We start from the raw sequence: 26052 nt of genomic DNA on the forward strand, positions 1-26052 counted from the left end.
ACCGGTGGCCGCGCGCAACGCAGCGCGCGCCACGACGGCGGGACACAAGTTACAACAGAGAAGGGGCCAGGATATGGCTACGAATCACCAGACGCCGCACGCCTTCGGGCTGCCGTCGGCGTCGTTCGACAACGCTCCCGTCTTGCCACGCGCCGCTTGCGCCCGCGCCGCCCTCCTCGCCAGCGTCCTCGTCACCGCCTGCTTCGCGAGCCACGCGTATGCCGAGCAGGTCGCCAATCCGGGCGACATCATCGTCGAGCGCAGCATCACGCCGCGCGACGCATTCGTCCCCGTGCCGCGCGACCAGGACCCGGTCGCGGTGCGCGCCACCACGTTCCCGGCCAACTCGTTCGATCCGACGATCGCGACGCTCGTCGGCGATACCGATCTGACGAACGCGCACGGCTCGAACGGCGTCGCCGACGGCGGCGTGCTCGGCGGTACCGGCATGCAGGCCGTCACGCAGATGCTGAGCGGCAAGGCGACCCGTAACACGATCCCGCTGAACTCGGGCGGCATCGGCGGACCGGCGGTGGGCATCGGCGGCACGATCAGCTCGTCGGTGACGGGCGCGCTCGCGCCGCTATCGAACGTGCTCGGCGGCGCGCTCGGAGGTCTGAAATGAGCACGCTCCTGCGCCCCTCGCTGCAATCGCTGCAATCGCTGCAAGTCGCTTCGGCGCGCCCGGCGCTGCGCGTCTGCGCGTGCCTGTGCATGGGCGTCGCTGCGCTCGTCGCGAATGACGCCCACGCGCAGTCGCAAGCGGTGCCAGTCGTCGGCGCGACCGCGACGATCGGCGCCGCCGCGGGCATGGGCGTGACGGGCGCGCTCGCGGTCAACGAAACGGCTGGCCTCGACAACGCGCAGGTCAACCAGATCACGGTGACGAACGGCACCGCGCTCCGCAACGCGAACGCGAGCGTGCAAAGCACGGCCGTGGTCGCGAACGTGCCGCGCGCGCAAGCGTCGATCGAAGCCAACGCGTTTTCGAACACATCCGGCGCGGTGCTGGTGAACCAGTCGGCCGGAGCAGGGAATCTGCAGCGCAACAGCACCCAGCTCGGGACTGCCGCGCTCGGAGTCGAGACCGTCCCGGATGGGGAGCTATCCGCAGCGGCCGCGAAAAACGGCAGCCTGGGGCAATCCAACGCGCTTCACGGCGTGCGCGAGGCAAGCATCTCCAGTGATGCGTTGCGCAACGCAAGCGGAATCGTGCAGATCAACCAGGCAGCCGGCGCCGGTAATGCCACGGCAAACAGTTTTGTGCTCCGTCCCCCGGCGGGCACTTTTTTTAACTGACCACACTTAAGTATCGGAGCGAATCATGAAGCGCACTCTTATTGCCACGGCCGTTCTCGTTGCCGCATCCGGCAGCGTGCTTGCCGCGCCGCAGAAGGCCTACCTGTTCAATACGACGGTCGTCGGCGAGATGGTCGGCGTCGAAGGTCTGGTCGGACTGTTTGGCTGCGTGCATGTCTCCAGCACGGCTAACGCGGTGATCAACAACAATCAGACCGTCAACGTGAATGCGATGCTCGATCCACAGGCGCAGACCTACACCAGCGGCAACGTGACCACGACCCTGAACAACAGCAGAACGTCGGTCAGAGGCGGCGGCTCGGCATTCGCGTTCACGACGCAAAACCATACGTCGTCGAGCTCGGGCTCGCAGGGCTTCAAAGCCTCCGGCGGCTATGCGTACGGCAGCCAGAGCGCGAGCGTGACGAGCGGCGGCTATGAAACCAGCCAGCAGGCAGCCGGCATCGCGGGCAGCTTCTCGCACATAAGTCAGAACTCTGGCGGCCATCTGTCTGCCGGCGGCTCGATCGGCGGCAGCTACAACTATCAGGACCACAACACGTTCTCGCACGGCAGCGGCTCGTTCAGCGCTCGCGGCGGCTTGCAGGCCGGTTATCGTGAATCGAGCTACTCGAACTCGTCGGGCGTCGCCGGCGGCTTCGAAGCCACCGAAGCGTCCGGACAAGGCCGTGCATGGGGCTTCACCGCAAGCGAAGGCTCCGGCCATGCGATGGTCGGCGAGCAATCGTCGGGCTACTCGCGCAGCCGCTCGTCGTCGACGAATTCGTACGGCGCCGCATGGGGCATCGACGAAGGCATGGCGACCACCGACGTGACGACGCGCGGCTCGATCACGCAGCACATCAACAACGAAGCGGCCGGCACGCTGAACGCGACCACCGGCACCAACGCGGCCAGCAACGTGTCGGGCAATCTCGGCATCAACGTCGCGGAAGGCATCGACAACGCGCAGAGCAATGACGTGTCGCTTGCCTCGGTCGATGTCGGCAACGTGTTCGGCAACGCGCAGGACTTCAACGTGCAATCCTCGGGCGGCAACGCAACGATCCACAACTTCAATCTGAACGCGTCGATCGGCAACGGGTCGCTGTCGGGTGTGACGGGCAACGTCGGCGTGAACATCGCTTCCGGTATCGGCAACGCCCAGGACAACGCGCTTGCCGGCGCGGTGACCACGACCGATCCGGGCAAGGCGCTGACCACCGCGATGGATGCCACGGATGACAACTCGCAATCCGCCACCATGATGGTTCACGGGCAATTCCAGGGCACCGCAAGTCTGGGTGCCGATACGCTGAAAGGCGCGTCCGGCAACATCGGCGTGAACATCGCCGGCGGCGCGGGCAATCTGCAGCACAACGGCCTTGCCATCGCGGCGCTGAACAGCGGCAAGTAAGCTGACGACGCAACGAGCGCAGGCAAGCAGAAGAAGCACAAAGGAAGCACAAAGCAGTCGGAAGGGCGCGCCGGCAGCCATAGAAGCTGCCGGCGCTGATCGGGTAGGAGACCAGCATGACCGGGTTCAAGGGGTTCCCGGCGCTACCGTTCGCCGTAGCGCTGGCAGGCTGCGTGCTGTGCGCGGATCACGCCGCGGCACAGTCGAGCATCGACACAGCCACGTTCGTCGGCGTGCCGTTGACGAAGACGGTCCGTTCGATGAAGGACCTGCGCAATAACCACATCGTCAACCAGCAGTTCGATTACAGCTGCGGCGCGGCGGCGCTCGCCACCCTCCTGAAGTACGGCTACGGCATCGATATTCCGGAAACCGAACTGATCCGCCGGATGATGGTCTTCTCGACGCCCGAAGTCGTCGTCAAGAACGGCTTCTCGATGCTCGACATGAAGCACTTCGTCGAGACCATCGGACTGCGCGGCCGCGGCTTTCGCGTCAACGTCGAAGCGCTCCACCAACTGCAGATCCCCGTGATGGTCCTGATGAACATCGACGGCTACGAGCATTTCGTGATCGTCAAGCATGCGCAGGACGGCCGCGTGTTCATCGCGGACCCGGCGCTCGGCAATCGCATCGTGCTCGAAGAGGACTTCGCGAAGACCTGGAACGGTCTCGTGTTCGCGGTCCTCGGCAAACCCTTCAGGGAGGATTCACCGCTGTTGCAAGACAACGAGTCGCTCGCGCTGAAGCTGCGCGCCGCTGCGCTCGCAGCCGGCACCGCCGCGACTCCCTTTTTCGAGTACGGCTTGAACAAGGCAGACATGTTCTGATCCCGCCATGAAGTCACCCTTCTCACAGCTTGGGGTCGTGCTATGCGCCATCGCATGCGGCGCTAGCGGCCTCGCCCAGGCTTCGGAGGGCGCCGCCCCGCCACCGGCCCCCGAACTTTCGATAGCGCCCGAGCCCGGCGCCGCGCCCCTGCGGGTGCAGCTCGTCGGCGACGACGTGCTCGCGACCCAGACCGGCAAATACGCGGGCGCGACGATGATCTCCGGCTTCGTGCTGAACGTCATTTCGCAGTGGCAGATGCCCAACGGCGCGAGCGCGCTCGCCCAGGGGTCGCTGAGCGCGGTGCACAACGACAGCGGTCAGCTCACGAGTTCCGTCAGCACGTTCGCGCGCGTGAGCGGCGGCGCGCATGGCCATGCAGGCGATTCGGGCGCCGATCCGAGCGCCCAGGCGCGCGGCGGCCAGAACATCGGCGTCAACGGCGTGTCGCAGGTCACCCAGGTCGCGGGCGATCGCAACAGCGGCATCAACTCAGCGCTGATCGACTTCAACAACAGCGCCGTGACGCTGACGACGGGCTCCGCCAACGCGCCGTCGGCGTCGGCCAGCAATTCGACCGGCTCCGTGAAAGCCGGCATTTCGTTCGGCGGCAACGGCGTGAGCGTCGCGCTGCAGACACCCGCTGGGCTCGCCACCCAGACCATCGCGCCGAGCAACGGGCAGATCGCCCAGTTGCTGCAGATTGCAGGCAATAACCAGCAAGTCGCCAACGCCCTGCAACTGCATCTGCAAACCCAGCAGATGCCGGCTTCGATGCTTCGTCAGTTAGGCGTATTACAGGCTCTGCAAAACAGAAGATAGCGCGGCGGGCCGCCGCCCGCCAGCTGCAGCACAAGCAGTAAAAAAACGGCCGCGCAGTCAGCACCGCGCGGCCGGAACACCGGGGGAGCAAAAAATGAAAAAAGTGTCATCGACCAGGGCGCCGCGCATGGCTCTCGCGGCCATTCCGGCTGCCGCCATGCTATGGGCTCTTTCGCAATCGGCGAGCGCGCAGGCGCTCACCGGTCAATCCGTGGAGGACCGTCTGAACACGCTGCTGCGCGTCGTCGACGAGCAGCAGCGGCAGATCCATTCGCTCGAACGCCAGGTCACCGAACTCGAGATGGCGCAACGCGGACGCGGCGTGCCGGGCACCGGCGCCCCCGTCGGCAGCGAAGCGGTGGCCGAGCAGCCCGGCGCCGACGGCCTGCCGGTGCCGCTGCCGCCGCTCGCGCAGATCGCGCCAGGCGCGCCCGCGCCGACGGGCACCACCGGCACCGCGACCGGCGTGCCGGTCAAGCCGCCGACGCCGGACGGCGGCAATGCAGGCAGCGCCAGCGCCGGCGGCCTGCCCGCCGCCACCGACGGCAGCGGCGCGGTCGGCCAGACCCAGCGCGCGAACGAGCCGGTGCGCACCCAGGCCGAGCAGGCGGTCGTGCAGCGCGAGCATGCGCCGCTCTTCGACCACAAACTGACGATGGACTTCGGCATCAGCGACACCTACTACGACCGTCGCCAGTTGCAGTTGTCGGGCTTCCTCGCGCTCGACGCGATTTTCCTCGGCAACATCAACCTCGGCCAGACCAAGTCGCACCAGGTGATGGCGGACCTCGACACGCGCTACGGCGTGTCCGACCGCATCAACATCGACGTCGACGTGCCGTACGTGTACCGGCGCAGCACCTTCATCGTCGGCGGCGCGGGCGGCGCGGCGAGCACGCTGTCGGACGCGACGGTGTCGAGTCACGACATCGGCGACGTGAACTTCGGCATCTACTACCAGTTCGTCAGGGAAACCAACGCGATGCCGGATGTGGTCGGCAGTCTGCGCGTGAAGGCGCCGACCGGCAGCTCGCCGTTCGGCGAAAAAGTCGTGCAGGTCGACGCGAACAACACCAACCTGGTCGCGCCGACCAGACTGCCGACCGGCACCGGTTTCTGGAACATCACGGCGGGTCTGTCGGTGCTGAAGACCTACGACCCGGTCGTGCTGTTCGGCAGCGTTTCCTATACCTACAACCTCGCGCGTTCGTTCGCGGACATCTCGTCGGTGCAGGGCCAAACCGAACCGGCGACGGTCAAGCTCGGCGACATCGTGCAGTTCGGCGGCGGCGTCGCGCTTGCGTTCTCCGACAAGGATTCGGCGAGCGTGTCGTTCACGATGGCGCTCGAACCCGAGTCGCAGACCAAGGCGCCGGGCGGCACCTATCAGAAAGTGCCGGGCAGCGAAACCACGGCCGCGGCAATGAATTTTGGCCTGAATCACGTTGTGAACAAGCGCCTGACCATCAATGGCTCGGTCTCGATCGGACTGACACCCGACGCGCCGAACTTCGTGGTCGGCGTGCGCTTTCCGTACACCTTCTGACGTGCCAACGATGCGAGGTCGAACGTGCGTGAATCACCTCATCTGACCCAAGTGGCTTCCGTCGCGGCAGCGGGACCGCATCTGTCGCTCGCGATGCCCAGGCAGCGCGCCGCCGCGGTGCGCGGCGTCGAGCGACAACTGCTGTACCTCGCACGCAGGCCCGACGAAACGCTGATCGCGCATCTGAAAAGTCGCGGCTGGCAGGTCGCGGCCGCGCGCTCGGCGCACGAACTCGGGCGGCTCGTGAAGCCCGACATCGCGGGCGCGGGCATCGTCGATCTGGCGAGCTTCGCGCCGCGCGACATCGGCGGGCTCGAGGCGAGCCTGCGTCAGCAGCAGGTCGGCTGGATCGCGCTCGCGACCAGCGAGCGGCTCGACGACCCGCTCGTGCGACGACTCGTGCGCCACTACTGCTTCGACTTCGTGAAGCCGCCCGTCGCGCACGCGACGATCGACTATCTGGCCGGCCACGCGTTCGGCATGGTCACGCTGTGCGACCCGGAACTACCGCCGCCCGCCAGCGAAGCGGGCGACGAGGAAATGGTCGGCACCTGCGAGGCGATGCAGCAGCTCTTTCGCACGATCCGCAAGGTCGCGAACACCGACGCGAGCGTGTTCATCGCGGGCGAATCGGGCACCGGCAAGGAGCTCACCGCGCTTGCGATCCACGAGCGCTCGCCACGCCGCAAGGCGCCCTTCATGCCGATCAACTGCGGCGCGATTCCGCATCACCTGCTGCAATCCGAATTGTTCGGCTACGAGCGCGGCGCATTTACCGGCGCGAATCAGCGCAAGATCGGCCGTGTCGAGGCGGCCGACGGCGGCACGCTGTTTCTCGACGAGATCGGCGACCTGCCGCTCGAGAGCCAGGCGAGCCTGCTGCGCTTTCTGCAGGAAGACAAGATCGAGCGGCTCGGCGGGCGCGAATCGATTCCCGTCGACGTGCGCATCGTCTCGGCGACCCACGTCGATCTCGACAGCGCCATGCGCGAAGGCCAGTTCCGCGCCGACCTGTTTCATCGCCTGTGCGTGCTGCGCGTCGACGAGCCGCCGCTGCGCGCGCGTGGCCGGGACATCGAGATTCTCGCGTATCACATCCTGCACAAGTTCAAGACCGACAACGCGCGCAAGATTCGCGGCTTCACGCCGTCGGCGATCGAGGCGCTCTACAACTACAACTGGCCCGGCAACGTGCGCGAGCTGATCAACCGCGTGCGCCGCGCGATCGTGATGGCCGAAAACAAGCTGATCTCAGCCGACGACCTCGACCTCGCGAACTACGCCGGGCAGCAGACCATGACGCTCACCCAGGCGCGCGAGGCCGCCGAGAAGCGCGCGATCGAGGGCGCGCTGCTGCGGCATCGGCACCGGTTGAACGAGGCGGCGGTGGATCTGAATATTTCGCGCGTGACGTTGTATCGGCTGATGGGCGTGCATGGCTTGCGCGAACCGGGTGGCGCCGACAAAGGGGCTTTCGCGGCGGACGGGCCGGCGCCGGGATAAGCGGCGGGCGCGCATCGGTGGGCATCGGCGCATCGGCGCGTCGGGTAGAATCGCCCGGTTACCCTCCTCTTTCCATTCGATGACGACGCTCACCCTGATCGTCGCTCGCGCCAGCAACGGCGTGATCGGCCGCGACAACCAGTTGCCCTGGCGACTGCCCGAAGACCTCAAATTCTTCAAGCGCACGACGATGGGCGCGCCCATCATCATGGGCCGCAAGACTCACGAATCGATCGGCCGGCCGCTGCCGGGACGCCGCAACATCGTCGTCACGCGAGATGCCGCGCGGCGCTTTCAGGGCTGCGACACCGCGACCAATCTCGACGACGCGCTCGCGCTGGCCGCGCAGGACCAGGCGCCGCAGGCTTTCCTGATCGGCGGCGCGCAGCTGTACGACGAAGGGCTGCGCCACGCGGACAAGCTGATGGTCACCGAAATCGCCGCCGACTTCGACGGCGATGTGACCTTCCCCGCGATCGACCCGCATGTGTGGGAAGAAATCGCGCGCGAGGCGCATCACTCGAACGCGCCGAACGACTTCGATTACGCATTCGTCACGTATCAGCGCAAGGACGTCTGAAGGCTCGCGCAACGCACCCGAAAAAAAACGCCACGCAACGTTTCGTTGCGTGGCGTTTTCGTTTGCTCCACGGCGGCGTTGGATCAGGCCGCGCCGCTCACTGTCCCGCGATCGTCATCCGCTCGATCAGCACCGAGCCGGTCCGCTTGGTGCCGCGCGTGATCGTATCCGCGCCGATCGCGACGATATGGCGGAACATCTCCTGCAGCGTGCTCGCGACGGTGATCTCCTCGACCGGATACTGGATCTTGCCGTTCTCGACCCAGAAGCCCGACGCGCCGCGCGAATAGTCGCCCGTCACGTAGTTGACGCCCTGCCCCATCAGTTCGGTCAGCAGCAGACCGGTGCCGAGCTTTTTCAGCATGGCCTCGAAGTCGTCCTCGGGGCGCGTGTTCGAACTGAGCAGCGACAGATTGTGCGAGCCGCCCGCGTTGCCGGTGGTCTTCATGCCGAGCTTGCGCGCCGAGTAGGTGGACAGGAAATAGCCCTCGACGACACCGTCCTTCACGACCGAGCGCTGGCGTGTGCGCACGCCTTCCTCGTCGAACGGCGCGCTGCCCATCGCGCGCGCGACGTGCGGATCTTCGACCACCTGCACGTGCGGCGCGAACACCGGCTTGCCGAGGCTGTCGACCAGAAACGAGGTCTTGCGATACAGCGCGCCGCCGCTCGTCGCCTGCACGAACGCGCCGAGCAGGCCCGCCGCGAGGGGCGCCTCGAACAGCACCGGCACCTTACGTGTGTCGAGGCCGCGTGCGCCGATCCGCGCGAGCGCGCGCTGCGCCGCGTAACGGCCGACCGCTTCGGGATCGGCGAGTTCGTCGGCGCTGCGCGTCGACGTGTACCAGTCGTCGCGCTGCATGTTGCGGCCGCTGCCGGCGATCGGCGCGCACGCGATGTAGTGGCGCGAATACGGATAGCCGGCGAGGAAGCCGCGCGAGGTCGCCAGCACGAACTGCGAGTGCTGTGCCGACACGCTCGCGCCCTCGGAGTTCTTGATCTGCGGGTCGGTCGCGAAGGCGGCGTCTTCGGCGCGGCGCGCGATTTCGACCGCTTCGTCGGCCGACAGATTCCACGGGTGATACAGATCGAGGTCGCGCGGCGCGGTTTCGAGCAGCTCGGCTTCGGCGAGGCCCGCGCAATCGTCTTCAGCGGTGAAGCGCGCGATGTTGTAGGCGGCCGCGACCGTGTCCTTCAATGCCTGCGGCGAGAAGTCCGAGGTGCTGGCATTGCCGCGTTTGTTGCCGATGAACACCGTCACGCCGACCATCTTGTCGCGGTTGTGCTCGATCGTCTCGACTTCGCCACGCCGCACGGAGACGGACAGGCCGTCGCCCTCGGAGATTTCGGTCGCGGCGTCGGTGCCGCCGAGCGCTTTCGCGTGACGGAGGATGTCCGAGGCGATTTCCTTCAGCTCATCCTGGGTATGCGGAAAAAAGCGCTGCTTGACGTCCATGTCTGCTGCCATTGTGGTTGCCGTCCTGTTGGGGCCGCGCGGCCCTGATATGCGCGCCGTAGTCGGCGCGGGCGCGCGGGTGCGGATAAATGCATCCCGCGATCATAGCAAGGTACGAGCCGCCGCGGGTCGGGCCCGCGCGGCAAGTTACAATACCGGCATGACACGCAAAACCCGCATTCAACCGATCGAATCCGTCGTCACGGAAGTCGACGAAAACGGCTACGATCGTCCGAGCAAGTCCCAGCTCAAGCGCGACATGCAAGCGCTGCAGGATCTGGGCGCGGCGCTCGTCGCGCTGCCGAAAGACGCGCTCAAACGCATGCCGATGACCGAAAAGCTCGACGATGCCGTGCGCGAAGCGCGCCGCATCACCGACCACGAAGGCAAGCGCCGCCAGATCCAGTACGTCGGCCGCGTGATGCGCTCGCTGCTCGACACCGAAACCGCCGCGCTGCGCACCGCGCTCGACACCTACAACGGCGTCAACAAGAGCGAGACCGCGAAGCTCCATTGGATCGAGCGCACCCGCGAAAAGCTGCTTGCCGACGACGCCGCGCTGACCGAGTTCATCCGCCAGCACCCGAGCGCGGACCCGCAACAGGGCCGCACGCTGATCCGCAACGCGCGCAAGGAAGCGGAGCAGAGCAAGCCGCCGCGCTACTTCCGCGAGCTGTTCCAGTGGATCAAGAACGCAGCCGGCACGGACGACGAAGCCGAAGCCGAAGACGCGCACCACGCCGACCTCGCTGCCGAAGACGACGATGACGACCGCGACGCCTGATCAACGCAAGCACCCCGACGAAATCGTGATCGGCCTTGTGTCGATCAGCGACCGCGCGTCGACGGGGGTCTACGAGGACAAGGGCATTCCCGCGCTCCAGGAGTGGCTCGGCGCGGCCTTGACGTCACCGTGGCAGGTCGTCACGCGGCTGATCGCCGACGACGCACCGACCATCTCGGCGACGCTGATCGAACTGGTCGACGCAGTGGGCTGCGATCTGGTGCTCACGACCGGCGGCACCGGCCCATCGCGCCGCGACGTGACGCCGGAGGCGACGCTCGCGGTCGCGACGAAGCAGATGCCAGGCTTCGGCGAGCAGATGCGGCAAATCAGCCTGAATTTCGTGCCGACCGCGATCCTGTCGCGCCAGCTCGCGGTGATCCGCGAAACCGAACGACACGCCGCGCTGATCATCAACCTGCCCGGCCAGCCGAAATCGATCAGGGAAACGCTGGAAGGCCTGCGCGATGACGGTGTCGTGAAGGTGCCGGGGATTTTCGCGGCGGTCCCTTACTGCATCGACCTGATCGGCGGGCCTTACGTGCAAACCAACGCCGACGTGATCAAGGCGTTCCGGCCGAAGAGCGCGCAACGCGCACCGCGGCAGGACTGAGGTTCGAGGTTCGGGGCCTGCGCGTTTATTCAGCGCTCGCGGCGGCATCCGGCGCCGACGGCACGAGGAAATGCTGGCGGTAGTACTTCAGTTCGTCGATCGACTCGTGGATATCGGCCAGCGCCGTGTGCATCGCGCGCTTCTGGAAACCCTTGTAGATGACCGGCTGCCAGCGCCGGCAGAGCTCCTTCAGTGTACTCACGTCGAGGTTGCGGTAGTGGAAGAAGCTCTCCAGTTCCGGCATCCAGCGTGCCATGAAGCGGCGGTCCTGACAGATCGAGTTGCCGCACATCGGCGACTTGCCCGGCGGCACGTACTGGCCGAGGAACTCGCGGATCTGCGCGGTCGCGTCGGCCTCGCTGACCGTCGACGCCTTTACGCGATCGATCAGCCCCGAGCGGCCATGCGTGTTCTGGTTCCACTCGTCCATCTTCGCGAGCGTTTCATCGCTCTGATGAATCGCGAGCACCGGACCTTCGACCATCCTGTCGAGCGTCGAATTCGTCACCACCACCGCGATCTCGATGATGCGGTCGGTGTCGGGCTCGAGCCCGGTCATTTCCATGTCCAGCCAGACGAGATTCATGTCGCTGCGCACGAGCGGCGGCTGTTCGGTGGATGCGAGGATGTCAGTCATGAAGGCAGCCCTGAGGGCCGCGCGGCGGGCTTCGCTCGAAACCCGCGCGGCGCGGCTGTGTTCGTTTGAAATCAGTTCGCGCGGTTCGAGCCGGGCCGGCCGCGCTGAAGCGCCGCCTGGAACCACTGCGCTGAACCACTGCGTTGAACCGTATCTCCGCCGAGAGGCGGGAAGAAACATATAATTCTCGCATAGATACCACGGAATCCCCGGATGCCAACCCTGTACTTCACCACCCTGTTCGTCATCGCCGTCATTGCGATGGTCGGCACCAAACTCTGGCTCGCGTCGCGGCAGATCCGCTTCGTCGTCGCGCATCGCGAACAGGTTCCGAGCCAGTTCGCGAACACGATCGCGCTCACCGCGCATCAGCGCGCGGCCGACTACACGGTCGAGCGCACGCGGCTCGCGATGGTCGAGATCGTTGTCGGCGCGGCCGTGCTGATCTGGCTCACGCTGCTCGGCGGCGTGCAGACGCTCGATCTCGCGATCTCCGACTGGCTCGGCCGCGGCTATGTCGGGCAGATCGCGCTGGTTGCCGCAGTGATCGCGATCACCAGCGCGATCGACCTGCCGTTCGATTACTACCGGCAGTTCGTCGTCGAGCAGCGCTTCGGCTTCAATCGCATGAGCAAAAGCCTGTTCTTCTTCGACCGCTTGAAGGGCGCGCTGCTCGGCATTGCGTTCGGTCTGCCACTGCTGTTCGTCGTGCTGTGGCTGATGAACCGTGCCGGCAACCTGTGGTGGCTGTGGGCGTGGATCGTGTGGGTCGCGTTCCAGATGTTCGGCCTGCTGATTTTCCCGACCTTCATCGCGCCGCTCTTCAACAAGTTCGAACCGCTGAAGGATGAAGCGCTCGTGGCCCGCATCGAGGCGCTGATGCGACGCTGCGGCTTCGCCGCGAAGGGCCTGTTCGTGATGGACGGCAGCCGCCGTTCGGCGCACGGCAACGCGTATTTCACCGGCTTCGGGGCAACCAAGCGCATCGTGTTTTTCGACACGCTGCTCGCGCGCCTGTCGGGCCGCGAGATCGAAGCGGTGCTCGCGCACGAGCTCGGGCATTTCAAGCGTCGTCACGTTATGAAGCGCATGCTGGTCACGTTCGCGATCAGCCTCGCGATGCTCGCGCTGCTCGGCTGGCTGACGCAATGCGTGTGGTTCTACGAAGGGCTCGGCGTGCGGCCGTCGCTCGTCGGCGGCAATAGCGGACTCGCGCTCGTGCTGTTCTTCCTCGCGCTGCCGGTGTTCATGTTCTTCGTCACGCCGCTTGGCAGTCTCAGTTCGCGCAAGCACGAGTTCGAAGCCGACGCGTTCGCGGCGACGCAAACCGACGCGCACGATCTCGTCAATGCGCTCGTCAAGCTGTACGAGGACAACGCATCGACGCTGACGCCCGATCCGCTCTACACCGCGTTCTACTACTCGCATCCGCCGGCCTCGCAGCGGATCGACCGACTGCTGCGGCACGCATGAGCGGCCGCACTCCGAAGAAGGCGTCGCGCGGCGCACACGCCGCCGGGTCCGGCAGGCACGGCGCGCGCATGGGTGGCCTCGTCGTCGCCGCGCACGGCCGCCACTATCTGGTCGCTCCCGAAGACGGCGGCGCGCTGCTGCAATGCTTTCCGCGCGGCAAGCGCAGCGAGGTCGCGGTCGGCGATCGCGTGATCTACGAGCCGACCTCGGCGGATCAAGGCGTGATCGTCGAAATCGGCGAGCGGCGCAATCTGCTGTATCGCTCGGATCAGTACAAGTCGAAGCTGTTCGCCGCGAACCTCGACCAGTTGCTGATCGTGCTCGCGACCGAGCCGCATTTCAGCGAAGACCTGCTCGGCCGCGCGCTCGTGGCCGCCGAGGAGAACGAGTTGAAGCCGCTGATCGTGCTGAACAAGATCGACCTCACCGATGCTCTGGACAGCGCGCGCAAGCGGCTCGAACCGTATCGCGCGCTCGGCTATCCGGTGCTCGAAGTATCGATCCGCATGCAGCCCGACGCGGCACGCGCGACGTTGACCGAACATCTGCACGCTCACGCGACGCTGCTGCTCGGCCAGTCCGGCATGGGCAAATCGACGCTCGTGAACCTGCTGATTCCCGATGCCGAAGTCGCGACGCGCGAAATCTCGACCGCATTGAACAGCGGACGCCATACTACGACGTTCACGCGTCTGTATCCGCTGGCGCAGTCGCAAGGTACGGCCGGCGTGACTGACGTCAACGGCGCGGCCGGCGCGCTGATCGACTCGCCGGGCTTCCAGGAATTCGGCCTGCACCACCTGACCGAGGGCCGGCTCGAACGCGCGTTCCCCGAGTTCCGGCCGCTGCTGCCGAATTGCCGCTTCTACAACTGCCATCATCTGCACGAGCCCGGTTGCGCGATCCTCGAAGCGGTCGCCGACGGCCGCATCCGCCGCGAACGGCATGCGCTTTATGCGCAGCTCGTGCACGAGGCGAGCCAGATCGTCCGCTGACATGAAACTGATGCGCGCGCCGAACCTGATCATCGGGCAACATTGGGTCAACGTGCTGGAGACCGCGGGCATCGCGTGCGAGTTGCATAACCGCTATCTGAACGGCGCGCTCGGCGAGATTCCGGCCGATCAGTGCGCGCCTGAGCTATGGCTAGTCGATGAACGCGATGAGGCGGTCGCGCGGCGGCTGATCGAAGCGGCGTCGCGAGGACCGGCGCCGGGTGCGCCGCCATGGCAATGTCAGCAGTGCGGCGAGATGCTGGAGGCGCAGTTCACCGTGTGCTGGCAATGCGGGACCGTGCGCGATCCGTTGAAGGGATGAAGCGCAGTCGGGAATTGAAAAAGCCGGGCAATGACCGGCTCTTGTCCGCTGTTGCTCTGACCGCGTGGCCGCGTCACGCGAGCCAAACTGCGATAGTCAGCATCAACAGCAGGATCATCCACAGCACGACCGCGCGCCACACGAGCCCCACCGCCGACTGCAGCGTGCGCGGCGTGCAGTCGTCGCCGACCTGCATCGGACCGCCGTCGCCAGTGGCGAGCGCGTCGAGGCTCGACGGCTCCGCGAGCGGCCCGGCCAGGCGCGCGCCGAGCGCCCCGCTGCCCGCGGCGAGCAACACCCCGTCGTTCGTATCGGGCCACTGCCGCGCATGGTTGCGCCACGCGTAAATCGCATCCTCGAAATTGCCGACGATCGCAAAGCCGAGCGACGTCAGCCGCGCCGGTACCCAGTCGATCACGAAGAACGCGCGCTGCGCGAAGCTCGAAAACGCAATGGTGCGGTCGTCGGCCGGCCGCGCCCATGCGCGCGCGAGGTATTCCGCGCAACGGTACAACACCGCGCCGGCGGGACCGACCGGAATCAGGAACCAGAAGAACACGCCGAACACATGACGATGCGACGCGACCACGGCATGGATCAGCGTGTGACGCGCGATCTCGCTGACCGGCATGTCGACGGTCTCGAGCCCGGTCCATTCGTTCAGGATTTCGCGCGCGCGCGGCACGTCGTCGTTGTTCAACGCGAGATGGATGTCGGTGAAGTAATGGCTGAACTGACGGAAGCCGAGCGTGAAGTACAGCACCACGACGTTCCACAGGAACGCGAGCATGAAATGAATCTGATACAGCACGTAGTAGACGAGCGCGACGGCGAGCGTCCAGGGCACCACCACGACGAGCCACGCGAGCAGACCGTGGCGTTGCTTGCCGGCATCGAATCCGTGCGCCGCCGACTCCGCATGGTATTGAAGCAACGCGGACACCGGATTGTTCGGCGATAGCGCGCGTACCTGTTCAATGATCAGAGCCAGCAATACGGAGAAAAAAGTCATGCGATGCGCCGTGCTTTTTAAGTTTTTACGATTGTTTTATAACGATAGCACAGGGTCGGATGAGTCTGAGCGGGGAAGCTGACAAAGCGCCGACGAGTGCGTCGTTCGCGCAACTACGCATCGTCGACGCGTCGATGCGAGTCGTGTTACTCATGCGGCAAGAAATCGGTACAGGTTGCGCAGCATGGCGGCGGTTGCGCCCCAGATGAAATGATGGCCGCCTTGCCCGGCTGCCGGCGTGGCTGTTTGCGTGCGTTGCGCGCCGCGCTGCTCGACGGCTTCCGGAGCCACCGTCAATTCGCCGCGCGGATACGGCATCGCAAAGAAGCGGCGCTCTCCGCCCTCGTAGCGCAACAGGCGCTCTTCATGGTTGGCCGGGTCCATTAGAAACGCGAGCGGCACTTCGAAGACCTCGGCCACTTCGAGCGTGTCGATCTCCAGCGAGAATGGGGGATGCACGAGAGCGATGATGGCTGATACGCGAAAGCCGGTGCCAGTCAGATAGTCGGGCAATGCGCCGAGAACCTCGACGCGCGACGCGTCGAGGCCAACCTCTTCGCGCGCTTCGCGCAGCGCCGTCGCAGTCGCATCGGCGTCGAACGGTTCCTGGCGGCCGCCGGGGAAACTCACCTGACCCGCGTGATCGTTCAGATGGTCCGCGCGCTGCGTGAGCAACACGGTAAGGCCCCGCGCGCGTACGACAAGCGGCACCAGCACCGCGGCCACGCGCGGATCGAGGTCGGTATTGCGCCACGGCGCATCGGCGATTTTCTCTGGCGTCCAGGCAAGCTGCCGTTCGAAACGCGCTCGCAGTGCATCGGGCGTCAGACACTCGCCCGCGACCGGTGGCAGATCGGCGCCCGTCGCGATGACAGGCAGGCTTTCGGGCTCAAAGACGGGGCGGATCAACGGGTCTCTCTGATGAGCGGGGACATGCCGCTATTTTGACCTGGCCAACAAAAAAGCACCCGCGAGGGGTGCTTTTTCTTACAGCATTTACGCTTCGGAAGAAGCGCGGCCTTTGGAGACCAGCTTTTCCTTGATTCGAGCCGACTTGCCCGAACGCTCGCGCAGATAGTACAGCTTCGCACGACGCACATCGCCACGACGCTTGACGACGATGCTTGCCAGCAGCGGCGAATACGTCTGGAACGTACGCTCGACGCCTTCGCCCGACGAAATCTTGCGGACGATGAACGACGAATTCAGACCACGGTTACGCTTGGCGATCACGACGCCTTCGTAAGCCTGCACACGCTTACGCGTGCCTTCAACCACGTTCACGCTGACGATGACCGTATCGCCCGGACCAAAATCCGGAATGGTCTTTTCGCCGAGAACGCGCGCGATTTCTTCCTGCTCGAGTTTTGCAATCAGATTCATCACTGACTCCTGGATCCATCTTGTCGGCGTTCGTACCTGCTTTACGCGACTACTGCGTTCGGCTACGGCCCCGATAGAGGATGGGTTCACATCTGGCACCGCACACGCATGGACGGCACCGCCTTGTGTCCGCTCGAAAGACCAAGGCCTCAGGCCTCTGGCTCTTCCTTCGCGAGACTTGCGAGCCACGCCTCGTCGGCACGGCTCAGCATTCTGTTCTTTCTGGCCTTCACGATCAGATCCGGCCGTTTGTTCAACGTGTTGCGCAATGCTTCGCGCCGCCGCCACGCTTCGATTTCCGCGTGATGGCCGCCGAGCAGCACATCAGGCACCCGTACGCCCTCGTATTCCTCGGGACGCGTGTAGTGCGGACAATCGAGCACCACGTCGGCGAAACTATCCTGCACTGCCGACTGCGAGTCGTTCAGCACGCCGGGCAACTGACGCACGACCGCATCCATCAATGCCATCGCGGGCAACTCGCCGCCCGACAGCACGAAGTCGCCGAGGCTGACTTCGTCGTCGACGACACGGTCGAGCAAACGCTGGTCAATCGCTTCGTAACGCCCGCACAACAGGATCAGACCGGGTTCGGCCGCGAATTTCATCACGCGCTCGTGATTCAGCGTGGCGCCTTGCGGTGACATCATCACGACCCGCGACGCGCCGATGCCCTGCTCCAACTGCGCCGCTTTCGCTGCACTGATCGCGTCTTCCAACGGCCGGGCCAACATGACCATGCCGGGGCCGCCGCCGTACGGGCGATCGTCGATTGTGCGGTAGTTGTCGGTCGTGAAATCGCGCGGATTCCATGTACGCAACTCATAGCGCTGCTGCTTCGCGGCCCGACTGGTGATGCCCCAGTCAGTCAGCGCGCGGAACATTTCTGGAAAGAGCGTCACGACATCGAACTGCATCGCTCTCCCCATTCAACGAAAGATTTCAATAGTCAGCTTCCCAGTCGACGACGATCTGCTTTGCCGCCTGGTCCACCGTTTTGACAAAGACGCCGACGAACGGGATCAAGCGCTCGCCTGCGACCGGTTTGCCGTTTTTATCGGTAGCCGGATACTCGACGCGCAGCACCGATTGCGCGCCGTTGTCGATCATGCTGGCGACCTTGCCAAGGTTGAGCCCGGCGACAGTCACCACTTCCAGGCCGATCAGATCGACCCAGTAGAATTCGTCGGCTTCTAGCGCCGGAAATTCACTACGGCTTACGTACACGCGAGAGCCTCGCAAAGCCAGCGCAACATCGCGGTCAGCGATGCCACCCAAACGGGCGACCACGCTGTCGGTGTGCGTTTTGGCCTGCAAGGACGGCGCCGATTTGCGCTCCTGGCCTTTCAGCAGCCACCAGCGCTTCGCGCTCAGCAAGGCGTCGCCGCCCTGCCCGGCATCCGCGTGCGCGGCTACCTTGACCCAGCCTTTGAGACCATAAGCGTCGACGATTGCGCCGACCTCGACCGCATCGGCCGGCCAGCTTGCCGCCGTTTCGATGCGCATTTCTGCAGCTTCGGACCCGGCGTTCGCGGCATTGACTTCCGCCTCTTTCGCCTCGCCGTCGGTACGTTCGGCCGACTTGCGGACGAAGGCGCCGAACGACGCCTGACCAGACGCCTTTGCGCGGGAAGCTGCCTTGGCGCGACCAGAACCGTCGGAATCACGCTCAGACATCGAATAACCTCGACAACAACTTCGCAGCCTGCCTTGGCGTCTGCTTCAGTAAAACAACTTGCGCATCGGACTGCTCACACGAGTTGCGTGAGCCGCCGGCCGAACCGACGACGATACACATGCGGGCCGCCATATCAAGCAGCCGGCTGCGCCGCTTGCGCTTCCTTCACGAGACGTGCGACGGTCGGCGACAGTTGCGCGCCAACGCCTTGCCAGTACGTCAGGCGATCCTGAGCAATACGCAGGGACTCGCCCTTCGTAGCGACCGGGTTGTAGAAACCGACGCGCTCGATGAAGCGGCCGTCACGACGGCTGCGCGAGTCGGTGGCGACGATGTTGTAGAACGGGCGCTTCTTGGAGCCGCCACGAGCCAAGCGGATGATGACCATACTAGAATCCTTGAAAACCGGGGTTCGGAACGACTGAAACACGCGATTATAGCGGGAAACTGACGCCATAACAAACACTTACCGGGATAAACTGCGGAACGGGGCTACGCCGACCTTCCACGAGAGGTGCACGAACCCGCCCAAACGCCCGCATTACCTGAAGGAGCGCGTGTGCAACGCCAGCCGAACCTCCCATTTCTGTCCGTTCTTTATGTGTTTTTCCGGCGCTTTGCCGGACTTGGCCGCCCGGCGCAGAGCCGGATTCTACGCGTGGCAGCGGCCGCGTTGCTCGCTGCACCGGCGTTGACGGCAAACGCTGCGCTGCCCACCGAGAAAATCAGGCTGCCGCCGAGCTTTCACATCGAGGTGCTGTCGGATGACGTGCCGGGCGCGCGTGCGATGACGCTGTCGCCCAAAGGCATTCTTTATGTCGGCAGCCTGGATGGGCACGTCTATGCGCTCGAGCTGCACAGCGGCCGCGCGACGGGCCGCCACGTGATCGGGTCCGGGCTGGAGACGCCAGCCGGTGTCGCGTGGCGCGACGGCGCACTGTATGTGTCGGCCGTGTCGAAAATCGTGCGCTTCGATGCGATCGACGCGCACCTGAACGATCCGCCCAAACCCATCATCGTCACCGACAAGCTGCCGACGCAGACGCATCACGGCTTGAAATTCATCGCATTCGGCCCGGATGGCAAGCTGTATGTGCCGCAAGGCGCGCCATGCAACATTTGCCAGAAAGATCCGGACCGCTTTGCGCTGATTGGCCGCATGGACCCGGACGGTAGTCACTACGAGGTCGTCGCGCGCGGCATCCGCAATTCGGTCGGCTTCGCGTGGCATCCAGTCACGCACGAACTGTGGTTCACCGACAACGGTCGCGATCTGCTCGGCGACGATATTCCGAGCGACAAGCTCGACCGCGCGCCGCGGGTCGGCATGAATTTCGGCTTTCCGTACTGTCACGGCGGCGACACGCTCGATCCCGAATTCGGCAAGGATCATTCGTGCAGCGAATTCACACCGCCGGTGGCCAAGCTTGGCGCACACGTGGCGGCGCTTGGCATGCGCTTCTACGACGGCCCGATGTTTCCGGCCGACTACCGCAACAACATCTTCATCGCCGAGCACGGCTCGTGGAACCGCAGCAAGAAAGTCGGCTACCGGGTCGTGCGCGTGATCACCGACCCGGACGGCAACCACGCGCGCCAGCAAGTCTTTGCCGAAGGCTGGCTACAACCCGGCGAATCAGTCTGGGGGCGCCCCGCCGACGTGCTGCCGCTGCCAGACGGTTCACTACTGATCAGCGACGATACTGGCGGCGCGATCTATCGCGTCACGTACTCGGCGCCGTAGCGTGCGGATGCATGCATATCCGGCTGAATCTCTGGATTCGCTGCGAATCGAGTCTGACGCGTCCCGCCGCGCCGTTTTCAGCTCGGGCGTCCGCCCTCCATGTGACCGCGCGCCCGCCACAGGCGTAGAATGCGCGTCGGTCCGCGCCCCACGGCGCGCCTTTCGACCGCCTGCCACACTGCCCACGCGCTCATGTCCACCATTGCCTCGACTTCCCCGCGCTTCAGATCGAAGACGCTCACCGCCGCGCTGGCGCTCCTGTTCGGCAGCCTCGGCGCGCACCGCTTCTATCTGTACGGCACGCGGGACATCTACGGCTGGGCGCATCTGGTCGGCACGCTGATCGGCGTTCCTGGCGTGATGCTGCTGATCGCGACCGAGCGCGCGTCGATCCTCGGCTGGGTGCTCGCGTCGATTGGCGCGGTCTCCCTGTTTGCCGCTTTTCTGGCGGCGCTCGTCTACGGCCTGCGTCCGGATCAGAAATGGGATGCGCAATTCAACGCCTACACGCAACGCAAAAGCCGCTCCGGCTGGGCGGTGATTTTCGTCGTGATCTTTTCGCTGCTGATCGGTGCGTTTCTGCTGATGACCGGTCTCGCGCTCGCGTTCCAGACCTACTTCGAAAGCCAGATCGAAGCTGCCAAGGCGATTTCGCAGTAAACCCCCGTCACGGGACCAGCAGGCGTTCCCGCGCACTAGAAAAGCCTCAGTTGTGAATTGCCGCGCGCCTGTGCGCTCACCTGCTCCGGGTGCGGCGGCTCGATCCGGCGGAACTGCGACATGTCGAGAATGCCGCGCTCGCGTCCATTCAGCCCCAAACGGCGCACCGCCTTGTGAAAGCGCTGCCGGAGCAGATCCGCCCATATGCCCTCTCCCTTCATGCGGGTCGAGAACGACGAGTCGTAATCCTTGCCGCCCCGCATGTCGCGCACGCGGCTCATCACGCGCTCGGCCCGATCCGGGAAATGTGCGCTCAGCCAATCCTTGAACAGCGGCGCGACCTCCCATGGCAGCCGCAGCACGATATAGCTCGCGCTGGTGGCGCCCGCTTCCGCGCACGTTTCGAGCACGCGTTCCATGTCCGGCTCGGTGACGAACGGGATCACCGGCGCGATGCTGACGCCGACCGGAATGCCCGCCTCGCTCAGCGTACGGATCGTTCGCAGCCGGCGCGACGGCGTGGCCGCGCGCGGTTCGAGCGTGCGCGCGATGTCGGCGTCCAGCGTGGTAATGGTGATCGCCGCCATGAATTGCCCGCGCTCCGCCATCGGCGCGAGCAGGTCGATGTCGCGCTCGATCAGCGACGATTTGGTGATCGCCGCGAACGGGTGGTTTCGCTCGCTGAGCACCTCGATCACGCGACGCGTAAGACGGAGGTCACGTTCGGCCGGTTGCCACGCGTCGGTCGCGACGCCGAGTGCGATCGGCTCCGGCACATAGGATTTCTTCGACAGCTCCCGCATGAGCAGTTCCGGCGCGTTGATCTTCGCGTAGATACGGCTCTCGAAATCGAGCCCCGGTGACAAGCCCAGATAGCTGTGCGTGGGCCGCGCGAAGCAATAGATGCAGCCGTGCTCGCAGCCGCGATACGGATTCAGCGAAACATTAAACGGAATGTCCGGCGACGCGTTGCGCGTGAGGATCGTTTTCGCCCGTTCCTCGAACACCTGTGTGCGCAGGACCTTCAGCTCGCCGTCTTCGTCGGCCGTCTGCCAGCCGTCGTCGACGGCCTCGCGCTGGTCGACTTCGTAGCGGCCTTGCAGGTTCGTGACCGCTCCGCGCCCCTTGCGAGGCGCTGGTGGCGCGATCGGAAATTCGGGAATGTCAGAGGTGTCGGGGTCATTCACGGCGGGCCACGCAAGCAAACGCAAACAGGAAGCGCCAAAAGAAGCGGCGAGAAACGGCGCGAAATACCTGTATAAATATACAGTATTTACGCGGTTTGTCGAGCACCTGTTTGCTCGCGGGATGCGCGGATCAGCCCTGCCAGTGAATAGGCGCTTACTCGGCCACCGGGATCATCAGCGTCTCCTTGACTTCCTCCATCACCACATAGCTCTTCGACTGCACCGCGCCGGGCAGCTGTAGCAGGATGTCGCCGAGCAATTTGCGGTAGTCGGCCATTTCGCCGATGCGCGCCTTGATCAGATAGTCGAAATCGCCCGACACGAGGTGGCACTCGAGCACCTCGGGGATCTTCTGCACCTCGCGCCGGAACTGGTCGAACATGTTGCCGCTCTTGTGATCGAGCGTGATCTCGACGAACACGAGCAACGCCGCGCCCAACTCCGCCGGGTTCACGCGCGCGTAGTAGCCGATGATCACGCCGTCGCGCTCCATCCGCTTGACGCGTTCGATGCACGGCGTCACCGACAGTCCGACCCGCTCCGCCAGGTCCTTCATCGCCATACGGCCGTCCTGCTGCAGCAGCCGCAGGATCTTGTGATCTAGCTTGTCGAGAGCCCGCACGGGCTGGCGCTGGATACGCATGGTGTTTTTTCTAAAAGCGATGAAAATACGATAACAAAAACTGCCTGACTGTTAATAGTATAGCGGTTATCACTGGGCAAACGGCATTTCACCTTCGGTTGCAGCTCGTTGAATCGAATCAGATCGAAGCCTGCGACGAATTCCTTGCCCTCACTCAATTCTGGAATACCTGGAGCAGCTATGCGAGTCGTCGTTTTGGGCAGTGGCGTCGTCGGCGTGACGAGTGCGTATTACCTCGCGCGCGCCGGTCACGAAGTGACCGTCATCGATCGCGAGGCTGGCCCAGCGCTGGAAACCAGCTTCGCCAACGCGGGCCAGATCTCGCCCGGCTATGCGTCGCCGTGGGCCGCGCCCGGCGTGCCGCTGAAGGCGCTCAAGTGGATGTTCCAGAAGCACGCGCCGCTCGCAATCCGCCTTGACGGCACCGCGTTCCAGTTGCAATGGATGTGGCAGATGCTGCAGAACTGCACCGCATCGCGCTATGCGGTGAACAAGGGCCGCATGGTGCGGCTCGCCGAATACAGCCGCGACTGCCTGCAGGCGCTGCGCGCCGACACCGGCATCCAGTACGAGGGCCGCACCGGCGGCACGTTGCAGGTGTTCCGCACGCAGCAGCAGTTCGACGGCGCCGCGAAAGACATCGCCGTGCTTCAGGAAGCCAACGTGCGATACGAGCTGCTGACGGCCGATGAACTCGCGAGGGCCGAGCCGGCGCTCGGCGCGGTGTCGCACAAGCTGACCGGTGGCCTGCGCCTGCCCGGCGACGAAACCGGCGACTGCCAGATGTTCACGACGCGCCTCGCGGCGCTCGTCGAGGAGCTGGGCGTCAAGTTCCGCTACAACACGTCGATCGACGCGCTCGCGATGGCGGGCGGCCGCATCGCCGGCGTGCAGTGCGGCGGCGAGCTGGTGCGCGCGGATTCGTTCGTGGTCGCGCTCGGTTCGTATTCGACGCGCTTCCTCGATGGCATCGTGAAGATCCCGGTCTATCCGCTGAAGGGCTATTCGATTACCGCACCGATCGTCAACGCGGCTGCCGCGCCGGTGTCCACCGTGCTCGACGAGACGTACAAGATTGCAATTACGCGCTTCGACGACCGGATTCGCGTCGGCGGCATGGCTGAAATCGTCGGCGTCGACAAGTCGCTGCGCCAGGCGCGCCGCGAGACGCTTGAGCTTTCTGTGAACGACCTTTTCCCGGGCGGCGGCGACACGGCCAACGCGACGTTCTGGACCGGTCTGCGACCGATGACGCCGGACGGCACGCCGATCGTCGGCCGCACGCCGGTGCCGAACCTGTTCCTGAACACCGGCCACGGCACGCTCGGCTGGACGATGTCGTGCGGCTCCGGTCAACTGCTCGCCGACCTGATGTCGGGCAGGCAGCCGGCGATTCGCGCGGACGACCTGTCGGTGCATCGCTATCTTGGCGAAACCGTGGGCGAGCATCGGCCGGCCTATGCGTGAGTTCGTGTACGTACGCTGACGCGGCCTCAGCCACAGCGCAGCCCGCAACAAACTGCAGCAGCAAAAAGCCAACGGCGCCTCGCGAGGCGCCGTTGGCTTTTCAACGTGCTACCGCGATCGCGGCCGGCATCGACGCATGCTCAGAACTGATCTTCCGACAATGCCAGCACGCCCTCGCCTCCCCTCGCGCTGACGATCGCCACTTCGAGCGCCGCCGCCTGCGGCAGCACATGTTCGGCGTAAAACCGCGCGGTCGCGATCTTGGCATCGTGAAACGCGGGATCCTCGTCGCGCCTGGTCGCCGCGGCAAGCTGCGCACGCGCCATCTGCCAGCCGCCTAACACGATGCCCGCGAGCTTCAGATAGGGCACGCTGCCCGCGAACACCGCATTGGGATCGCCCTTCGCATTCGCGACGACGAAATCGACGACCGCGCCGAGCGCGCGCTGGCCCTGCGCGAGTTGCATCTGCATCGACGCGAATGCCGCGCCCTGCTGCGCGCCAAGCGCTTCCACCGTTTCGGCGATGCCAGCAAGCAGCTCCCTCGCGACCTTGCCGCCGTCGCGCAGCGTCTTGCGACCGATCAAGTCGTTGGCCTGAATCGCGGTCGTGCCTTCGTAGATCGGCAGAATGCGCGCGTCGCGGTAGTACTGCGCGGCGCCGGTTTCCTCGATGAAGCCCATGCCGCCATGCACCTGCACGCCGAGGCTCGCGACATCGACCGACAGTTCCGTGCTCCAGCCCTTGACGATCGGCACCAGGTATTCGTAGATCGACTGATGCTTCGCACGCGTCGCCTCGTCCGGATGCCGATGCGCGACGTCGCAATGCGAGGCCGCGACGTACGCGAGCGCGCGCGACGCCTCGGTGAGGCTGCGCATCGTCGCGAGCATGCGGCGCACGTCCGGGTGCTGGATGATCGCCACAGACTGTTTCGCGGAGCCATCCACCGGACGGCTCTGCACGCGATCTTTCGCGTAGGCAACCGCCTTCTGGTAAGCGCGATCCGATATGCCGACGCCCTGCATCCCCACCGCGAAACGCGCCGCGTTCATCATGATGAACATGTATTCGAGGCCGCGATTTTCTTCGCCGATCAGCTGACCGAGCGCGCCGCCGTGATCGCCGAACTGCAGCACGGCGGTCGGGCTAGCCTTGATGCCGAGCTTGTGTTCGATCGACACGCAATGCACGTCGTTGCGCTCACCTAGCGAGCCGTTCTCGTTGACGAGAAACTTCGGCACCAGAAACAGCGAGATGCCCTTCACGCCTTCGGGCGCGTTCGGCGTACGCGCGAGTACCAGATGGACGATGTTCTTCGCCATGTCGTGCTCGCCCCACGTAATGAATATCTTCGTGCCGAACAGCTTGAACGAACCGTCGCCCTGCGGCTCGGCGCGCGTGCGCACCATCGCGAGATCGGAGCCGGCCTGCGGCTCGGTCAGGTTCATCGTGCCGGTCCAAACGCCTGAGATCAGCTTCGGCACGAAGGTCTGTTTCTGCGTTTCGCTGCCGGCGGTCAATAGCGCTTCGATCGCGCCGTCGGTCAGTAATGGACACAACGCGAACGACAGATTCGACGCGTTGAGCATTTCGACGCACGGCGTCCCGATCAGCTTCGGCAGTCCCTGCCCTTCATAGTCGAGCGGATGCTGCACGCCCTGCCAGCCGCCCTCGGCGAACTGGCGGAACGCGTCCCTGAAACCGGGCGTCGCGGTGACGACGCCATCCTTCCAGCTGCTCGGATTGCGATCGCCGTCGACGTTCAGCGGCGCGAGCACTTCGCCGCACAGTTTCGCGGATTCGTCGAGCACGGCCCGCGCCGTGTCGATGCTCGCGTCTTCGAAGCCGGGCAGCTTCGCGATGTCTTCGAGTCCGGCCAGTTCTTTCATCACGAACAGCATGTCCTTGATGGGCGCCGTATAGCTCATTTCGGTTCTCCTCCCTTGATATGAAAAAAGGGCGCGGGACTCGGTCGGTCCTGCGCCCTTCGCTTGCTGTCG

General features: G+C 65.0%; 27 protein-coding genes. 16 read left to right on the plus strand and 11 right to left on the minus strand.

From position 1 onward, the window contains the following. Window positions 1–73 precede the first annotated feature (73 nt). The 8 genes from OKW43_RS27305 (at window position 74) to OKW43_RS27340 (ending at window position 7995) form a co-directional block, all read left to right on the plus strand. Window positions 74–625 carry a hypothetical protein gene (locus OKW43_RS27305; protein ID WP_429450864.1) on the plus strand — a complete coding sequence of 184 codons (552 nt, stop codon included), beginning with the start codon at window positions 74–76 and terminating at the stop codon, window positions 623–625. Beyond that, complete coding sequence (locus OKW43_RS27310) at window positions 622–1299, plus strand: hypothetical protein (RefSeq protein ID WP_187634765.1); 678 nt, start codon at window positions 622–624, stop codon at window positions 1297–1299. The genes OKW43_RS27305 and OKW43_RS27310 overlap by 4 nt, the downstream gene beginning before the upstream one ends. Before the next feature lie 25 nt (window positions 1300–1324). Continuing rightward, window positions 1325–2716, plus strand: coding sequence for a hypothetical protein (locus OKW43_RS27315; RefSeq protein WP_429450866.1), 1392 nt, complete (start codon window positions 1325–1327; stop codon window positions 2714–2716). A 116-nt stretch (window positions 2717–2832) separates the two neighbouring features. After that, on the plus strand, window positions 2833–3546 hold the full coding sequence (locus OKW43_RS27320) for a C39 family peptidase (RefSeq protein WP_429450868.1): 714 nt from the start codon (window positions 2833–2835) through the stop codon (window positions 3544–3546). A gap of 7 nt (window positions 3547–3553) precedes the next feature. Further along, a complete protein-coding gene (locus OKW43_RS27325; RefSeq protein WP_429450870.1) occupies window positions 3554–4366 on the plus strand; it encodes a peptidase C39 in 813 nt (270 codons plus the stop codon). A 94-nt stretch (window positions 4367–4460) separates the two neighbouring features. After that, a complete protein-coding gene (locus tag OKW43_RS27330; RefSeq protein ID WP_429450872.1) occupies window positions 4461–5912 on the plus strand; it encodes a hypothetical protein in 1452 nt (483 codons plus the stop codon). A 24-nt stretch (window positions 5913–5936) separates the two neighbouring features. Beyond that, window positions 5937–7415, plus strand: coding sequence for a sigma 54-interacting transcriptional regulator (locus OKW43_RS27335; protein WP_429450874.1), 1479 nt, complete (start codon window positions 5937–5939; stop codon window positions 7413–7415). Window positions 7416–7494: 79 nt separating this feature from the next. Next, window positions 7495–7995: a dihydrofolate reductase gene (locus OKW43_RS27340; protein WP_187634759.1), complete on the plus strand. Its 501-nt coding sequence runs from the start codon at window positions 7495–7497 to the stop codon at window positions 7993–7995. A gap of 97 nt (window positions 7996–8092) precedes the next feature. Here the strand turns inward: OKW43_RS27340 and pmbA are convergent, their stop codons facing one another. Further along, on the minus strand, window positions 8093–9463 hold the full coding sequence (gene pmbA, locus OKW43_RS27345; RefSeq protein WP_187634758.1) for a metalloprotease PmbA: 1371 nt from the start codon (window positions 9461–9463) through the stop codon (window positions 8093–8095). A 148-nt stretch (window positions 9464–9611) separates the two neighbouring features. Here pmbA and yjgA point away from each other — a divergent pair, with 148 nt between their 5' ends. Continuing rightward, complete coding sequence (yjgA, locus tag OKW43_RS27350; RefSeq protein ID WP_429450877.1) at window positions 9612–10235, plus strand: ribosome biogenesis factor YjgA; 624 nt, start codon at window positions 9612–9614, stop codon at window positions 10233–10235. Continuing rightward, entirely contained in the window at window positions 10216–10848 is a 633-nt protein-coding gene (gene mog / locus OKW43_RS27355; protein WP_429450879.1) for a molybdopterin adenylyltransferase, read from the plus strand. Before yjgA ends, mog begins: the two co-directional genes overlap by 20 nt. Window positions 10849–10873: 25 nt before the next feature. On the opposite strand, the gene orn is transcribed toward mog, so the two are convergent. Then, window positions 10874–11485 (minus strand): oligoribonuclease, encoded by a 612-nt coding sequence (orn, locus tag OKW43_RS27360; RefSeq protein ID WP_429450881.1) that lies wholly within the window; start codon window positions 11483–11485, stop codon window positions 10874–10876. 213 nt (window positions 11486–11698) lie between these two features. Between orn and OKW43_RS27365 the strand changes: the two genes are divergently transcribed. The 3 genes from OKW43_RS27365 to OKW43_RS27375 are packed head-to-tail and all read left to right on the plus strand — an operon-like array spanning window position 11699 to window position 14275. Continuing rightward, on the plus strand, window positions 11699–12958 hold the full coding sequence (locus OKW43_RS27365) for a M48 family metallopeptidase (protein ID WP_187634754.1): 1260 nt from the start codon (window positions 11699–11701) through the stop codon (window positions 12956–12958). After that, window positions 12955–13953 (plus strand): ribosome small subunit-dependent GTPase A, encoded by a 999-nt coding sequence (rsgA, locus tag OKW43_RS27370; protein ID WP_429450883.1) that lies wholly within the window; start codon window positions 12955–12957, stop codon window positions 13951–13953. The genes OKW43_RS27365 and rsgA overlap by 4 nt, the downstream gene beginning before the upstream one ends. A 1-nt stretch (window position 13954) precedes the next feature. After that, a complete protein-coding gene (locus OKW43_RS27375; RefSeq protein WP_187634752.1) occupies window positions 13955–14275 on the plus strand; it encodes a DUF2007 domain-containing protein in 321 nt (106 codons plus the stop codon). Window positions 14276–14348: 73 nt separating this feature from the next. Here OKW43_RS27375 and OKW43_RS27380 read toward each other — a convergent pair whose 3' ends face one another. The 6 genes from OKW43_RS27380 to rpsP all read right to left on the minus strand — a co-directional run bounded on the left by OKW43_RS27380 (window position 14349) and on the right by rpsP (window position 18736). Continuing rightward, on the minus strand, window positions 14349–15287 hold the full coding sequence (locus OKW43_RS27380; RefSeq protein WP_187634751.1) for a CobD/CbiB family protein: 939 nt from the start codon (window positions 15285–15287) through the stop codon (window positions 14349–14351). A 150-nt stretch (window positions 15288–15437) separates the two neighbouring features. Then, entirely contained in the window at window positions 15438–16196 is a 759-nt protein-coding gene (locus OKW43_RS27385; protein ID WP_187634750.1) for an NUDIX hydrolase, read from the minus strand. 87 nt (window positions 16197–16283) lie between these two features. Further along, window positions 16284–16670, minus strand: a complete 387-nt coding sequence (gene rplS, locus OKW43_RS27390; protein WP_187634749.1) for a 50S ribosomal protein L19 — start codon at window positions 16668–16670, stop codon at window positions 16284–16286. Between the two features lie 149 nt (window positions 16671–16819). Then, window positions 16820–17587: a tRNA (guanosine(37)-N1)-methyltransferase TrmD gene (trmD, locus tag OKW43_RS27395; protein ID WP_187634748.1), complete on the minus strand. Its 768-nt coding sequence runs from the start codon at window positions 17585–17587 to the stop codon at window positions 16820–16822. 25 nt (window positions 17588–17612) lie between these two features. Continuing rightward, window positions 17613–18347, minus strand: coding sequence for a ribosome maturation factor RimM (gene rimM, locus OKW43_RS27400; protein ID WP_187634747.1), 735 nt, complete (start codon window positions 18345–18347; stop codon window positions 17613–17615). A 134-nt stretch (window positions 18348–18481) separates the two neighbouring features. Beyond that, complete coding sequence (gene rpsP, locus OKW43_RS27405) at window positions 18482–18736, minus strand: 30S ribosomal protein S16 (RefSeq protein ID WP_187634746.1); 255 nt, start codon at window positions 18734–18736, stop codon at window positions 18482–18484. Window positions 18737–18907: 171 nt separating this feature from the next. Between rpsP and OKW43_RS27410 the strand changes: the two genes are divergently transcribed. Further along, window positions 18908–20092, plus strand: coding sequence for a PQQ-dependent sugar dehydrogenase (locus OKW43_RS27410; protein ID WP_187634745.1), 1185 nt, complete (start codon window positions 18908–18910; stop codon window positions 20090–20092). A 192-nt stretch (window positions 20093–20284) separates the two neighbouring features. Further along, a complete protein-coding gene (locus OKW43_RS27415) occupies window positions 20285–20752 on the plus strand; it encodes an NINE protein (RefSeq protein WP_187634744.1) in 468 nt (155 codons plus the stop codon). 35 nt (window positions 20753–20787) lie between these two features. Here OKW43_RS27415 and OKW43_RS27420 read toward each other — a convergent pair whose 3' ends face one another. Together OKW43_RS27420 and OKW43_RS27425 are read right to left on the minus strand one after the other, a co-directional pair. Next, window positions 20788–21939: a PA0069 family radical SAM protein gene (locus tag OKW43_RS27420; protein ID WP_187634743.1), complete on the minus strand. Its 1152-nt coding sequence runs from the start codon at window positions 21937–21939 to the stop codon at window positions 20788–20790. Between the two features lie 154 nt (window positions 21940–22093). Beyond that, on the minus strand, window positions 22094–22582 hold the full coding sequence (locus tag OKW43_RS27425; protein WP_187634742.1) for an Lrp/AsnC ligand binding domain-containing protein: 489 nt from the start codon (window positions 22580–22582) through the stop codon (window positions 22094–22096). Between the two features lie 180 nt (window positions 22583–22762). On the opposite strand from OKW43_RS27425, the gene OKW43_RS27430 reads away from it, so the two are divergent. Then, window positions 22763–24049: a D-amino acid dehydrogenase gene (locus tag OKW43_RS27430; RefSeq protein WP_429450889.1), complete on the plus strand. Its 1287-nt coding sequence runs from the start codon at window positions 22763–22765 to the stop codon at window positions 24047–24049. 140 nt (window positions 24050–24189) lie between these two features. On the opposite strand, the gene OKW43_RS27435 is transcribed toward OKW43_RS27430, so the two are convergent. Next, window positions 24190–25980, minus strand: coding sequence for an acyl-CoA dehydrogenase (locus OKW43_RS27435; protein ID WP_429450891.1), 1791 nt, complete (start codon window positions 25978–25980; stop codon window positions 24190–24192). Window positions 25981–26052 lie beyond the last annotated feature (72 nt).

The sequence above is a fragment of the Paraburkholderia sp. WC7.3g genome (assembly GCF_050436345.1).
Classification (GTDB): Bacteria; Pseudomonadota; Gammaproteobacteria; order Burkholderiales; family Burkholderiaceae; genus Paraburkholderia; species Paraburkholderia podalyriae.

What these genes read in the sequence shown, in the direction of transcription:
- yjgA (WP_429450877.1), top strand. Translation starts at nt 9,612, where the DNA reads ATGACACGCAAAACCCGCATTCAACCGATCGAATCCGTCGTCACGGAA.
- OKW43_RS27415 (WP_187634744.1), top strand. Translation starts at nt 20,285, where the DNA reads ATGTCCACCATTGCCTCGACTTCCCCGCGCTTCAGATCGAAGACGCTC.
- rimM (WP_187634747.1), bottom strand. Translation starts at nt 18,347, where the DNA reads ATGTCTGAGCGTGATTCCGACGGTTCTGGTCGCGCCAAGGCAGCTTCC.
- OKW43_RS27325 (WP_429450870.1), top strand. Translation starts at nt 3,554, where the DNA reads ATGAAGTCACCCTTCTCACAGCTTGGGGTCGTGCTATGCGCCATCGCA.
- OKW43_RS27320 (WP_429450868.1), top strand. Translation starts at nt 2,833, where the DNA reads ATGACCGGGTTCAAGGGGTTCCCGGCGCTACCGTTCGCCGTAGCGCTG.
- OKW43_RS27310 (WP_187634765.1), top strand. Translation starts at nt 622, where the DNA reads ATGAGCACGCTCCTGCGCCCCTCGCTGCAATCGCTGCAATCGCTGCAA.
- OKW43_RS27375 (WP_187634752.1), top strand. Translation starts at nt 13,955, where the DNA reads ATGAAACTGATGCGCGCGCCGAACCTGATCATCGGGCAACATTGGGTC.
- trmD (WP_187634748.1), bottom strand. Translation starts at nt 17,587, where the DNA reads ATGCAGTTCGATGTCGTGACGCTCTTTCCAGAAATGTTCCGCGCGCTG.
- OKW43_RS27315 (WP_429450866.1), top strand. Translation starts at nt 1,325, where the DNA reads ATGAAGCGCACTCTTATTGCCACGGCCGTTCTCGTTGCCGCATCCGGC.
- OKW43_RS27380 (WP_187634751.1), bottom strand. Translation starts at nt 15,287, where the DNA reads ATGACTTTTTTCTCCGTATTGCTGGCTCTGATCATTGAACAGGTACGC.
- OKW43_RS27365 (WP_187634754.1), top strand. Translation starts at nt 11,699, where the DNA reads ATGCCAACCCTGTACTTCACCACCCTGTTCGTCATCGCCGTCATTGCG.
- OKW43_RS27305 (WP_429450864.1), top strand. Translation starts at nt 74, where the DNA reads ATGGCTACGAATCACCAGACGCCGCACGCCTTCGGGCTGCCGTCGGCG.
- rsgA (WP_429450883.1), top strand. Translation starts at nt 12,955, where the DNA reads ATGAGCGGCCGCACTCCGAAGAAGGCGTCGCGCGGCGCACACGCCGCC.
- orn (WP_429450881.1), bottom strand. Translation starts at nt 11,485, where the DNA reads ATGACTGACATCCTCGCATCCACCGAACAGCCGCCGCTCGTGCGCAGC.
- OKW43_RS27435 (WP_429450891.1), bottom strand. Translation starts at nt 25,980, where the DNA reads ATGAGCTATACGGCGCCCATCAAGGACATGCTGTTCGTGATGAAAGAA.
- pmbA (WP_187634758.1), bottom strand. Translation starts at nt 9,463, where the DNA reads ATGGCAGCAGACATGGACGTCAAGCAGCGCTTTTTTCCGCATACCCAG.
- rpsP (WP_187634746.1), bottom strand. Translation starts at nt 18,736, where the DNA reads ATGGTCATCATCCGCTTGGCTCGTGGCGGCTCCAAGAAGCGCCCGTTC.
- OKW43_RS27425 (WP_187634742.1), bottom strand. Translation starts at nt 22,582, where the DNA reads ATGCGTATCCAGCGCCAGCCCGTGCGGGCTCTCGACAAGCTAGATCAC.
- mog (WP_429450879.1), top strand. Translation starts at nt 10,216, where the DNA reads ATGACGACCGCGACGCCTGATCAACGCAAGCACCCCGACGAAATCGTG.
- OKW43_RS27340 (WP_187634759.1), top strand. Translation starts at nt 7,495, where the DNA reads ATGACGACGCTCACCCTGATCGTCGCTCGCGCCAGCAACGGCGTGATC.
- rplS (WP_187634749.1), bottom strand. Translation starts at nt 16,670, where the DNA reads ATGAATCTGATTGCAAAACTCGAGCAGGAAGAAATCGCGCGCGTTCTC.
- OKW43_RS27330 (WP_429450872.1), top strand. Translation starts at nt 4,461, where the DNA reads ATGAAAAAAGTGTCATCGACCAGGGCGCCGCGCATGGCTCTCGCGGCC.
- OKW43_RS27430 (WP_429450889.1), top strand. Translation starts at nt 22,763, where the DNA reads ATGCGAGTCGTCGTTTTGGGCAGTGGCGTCGTCGGCGTGACGAGTGCG.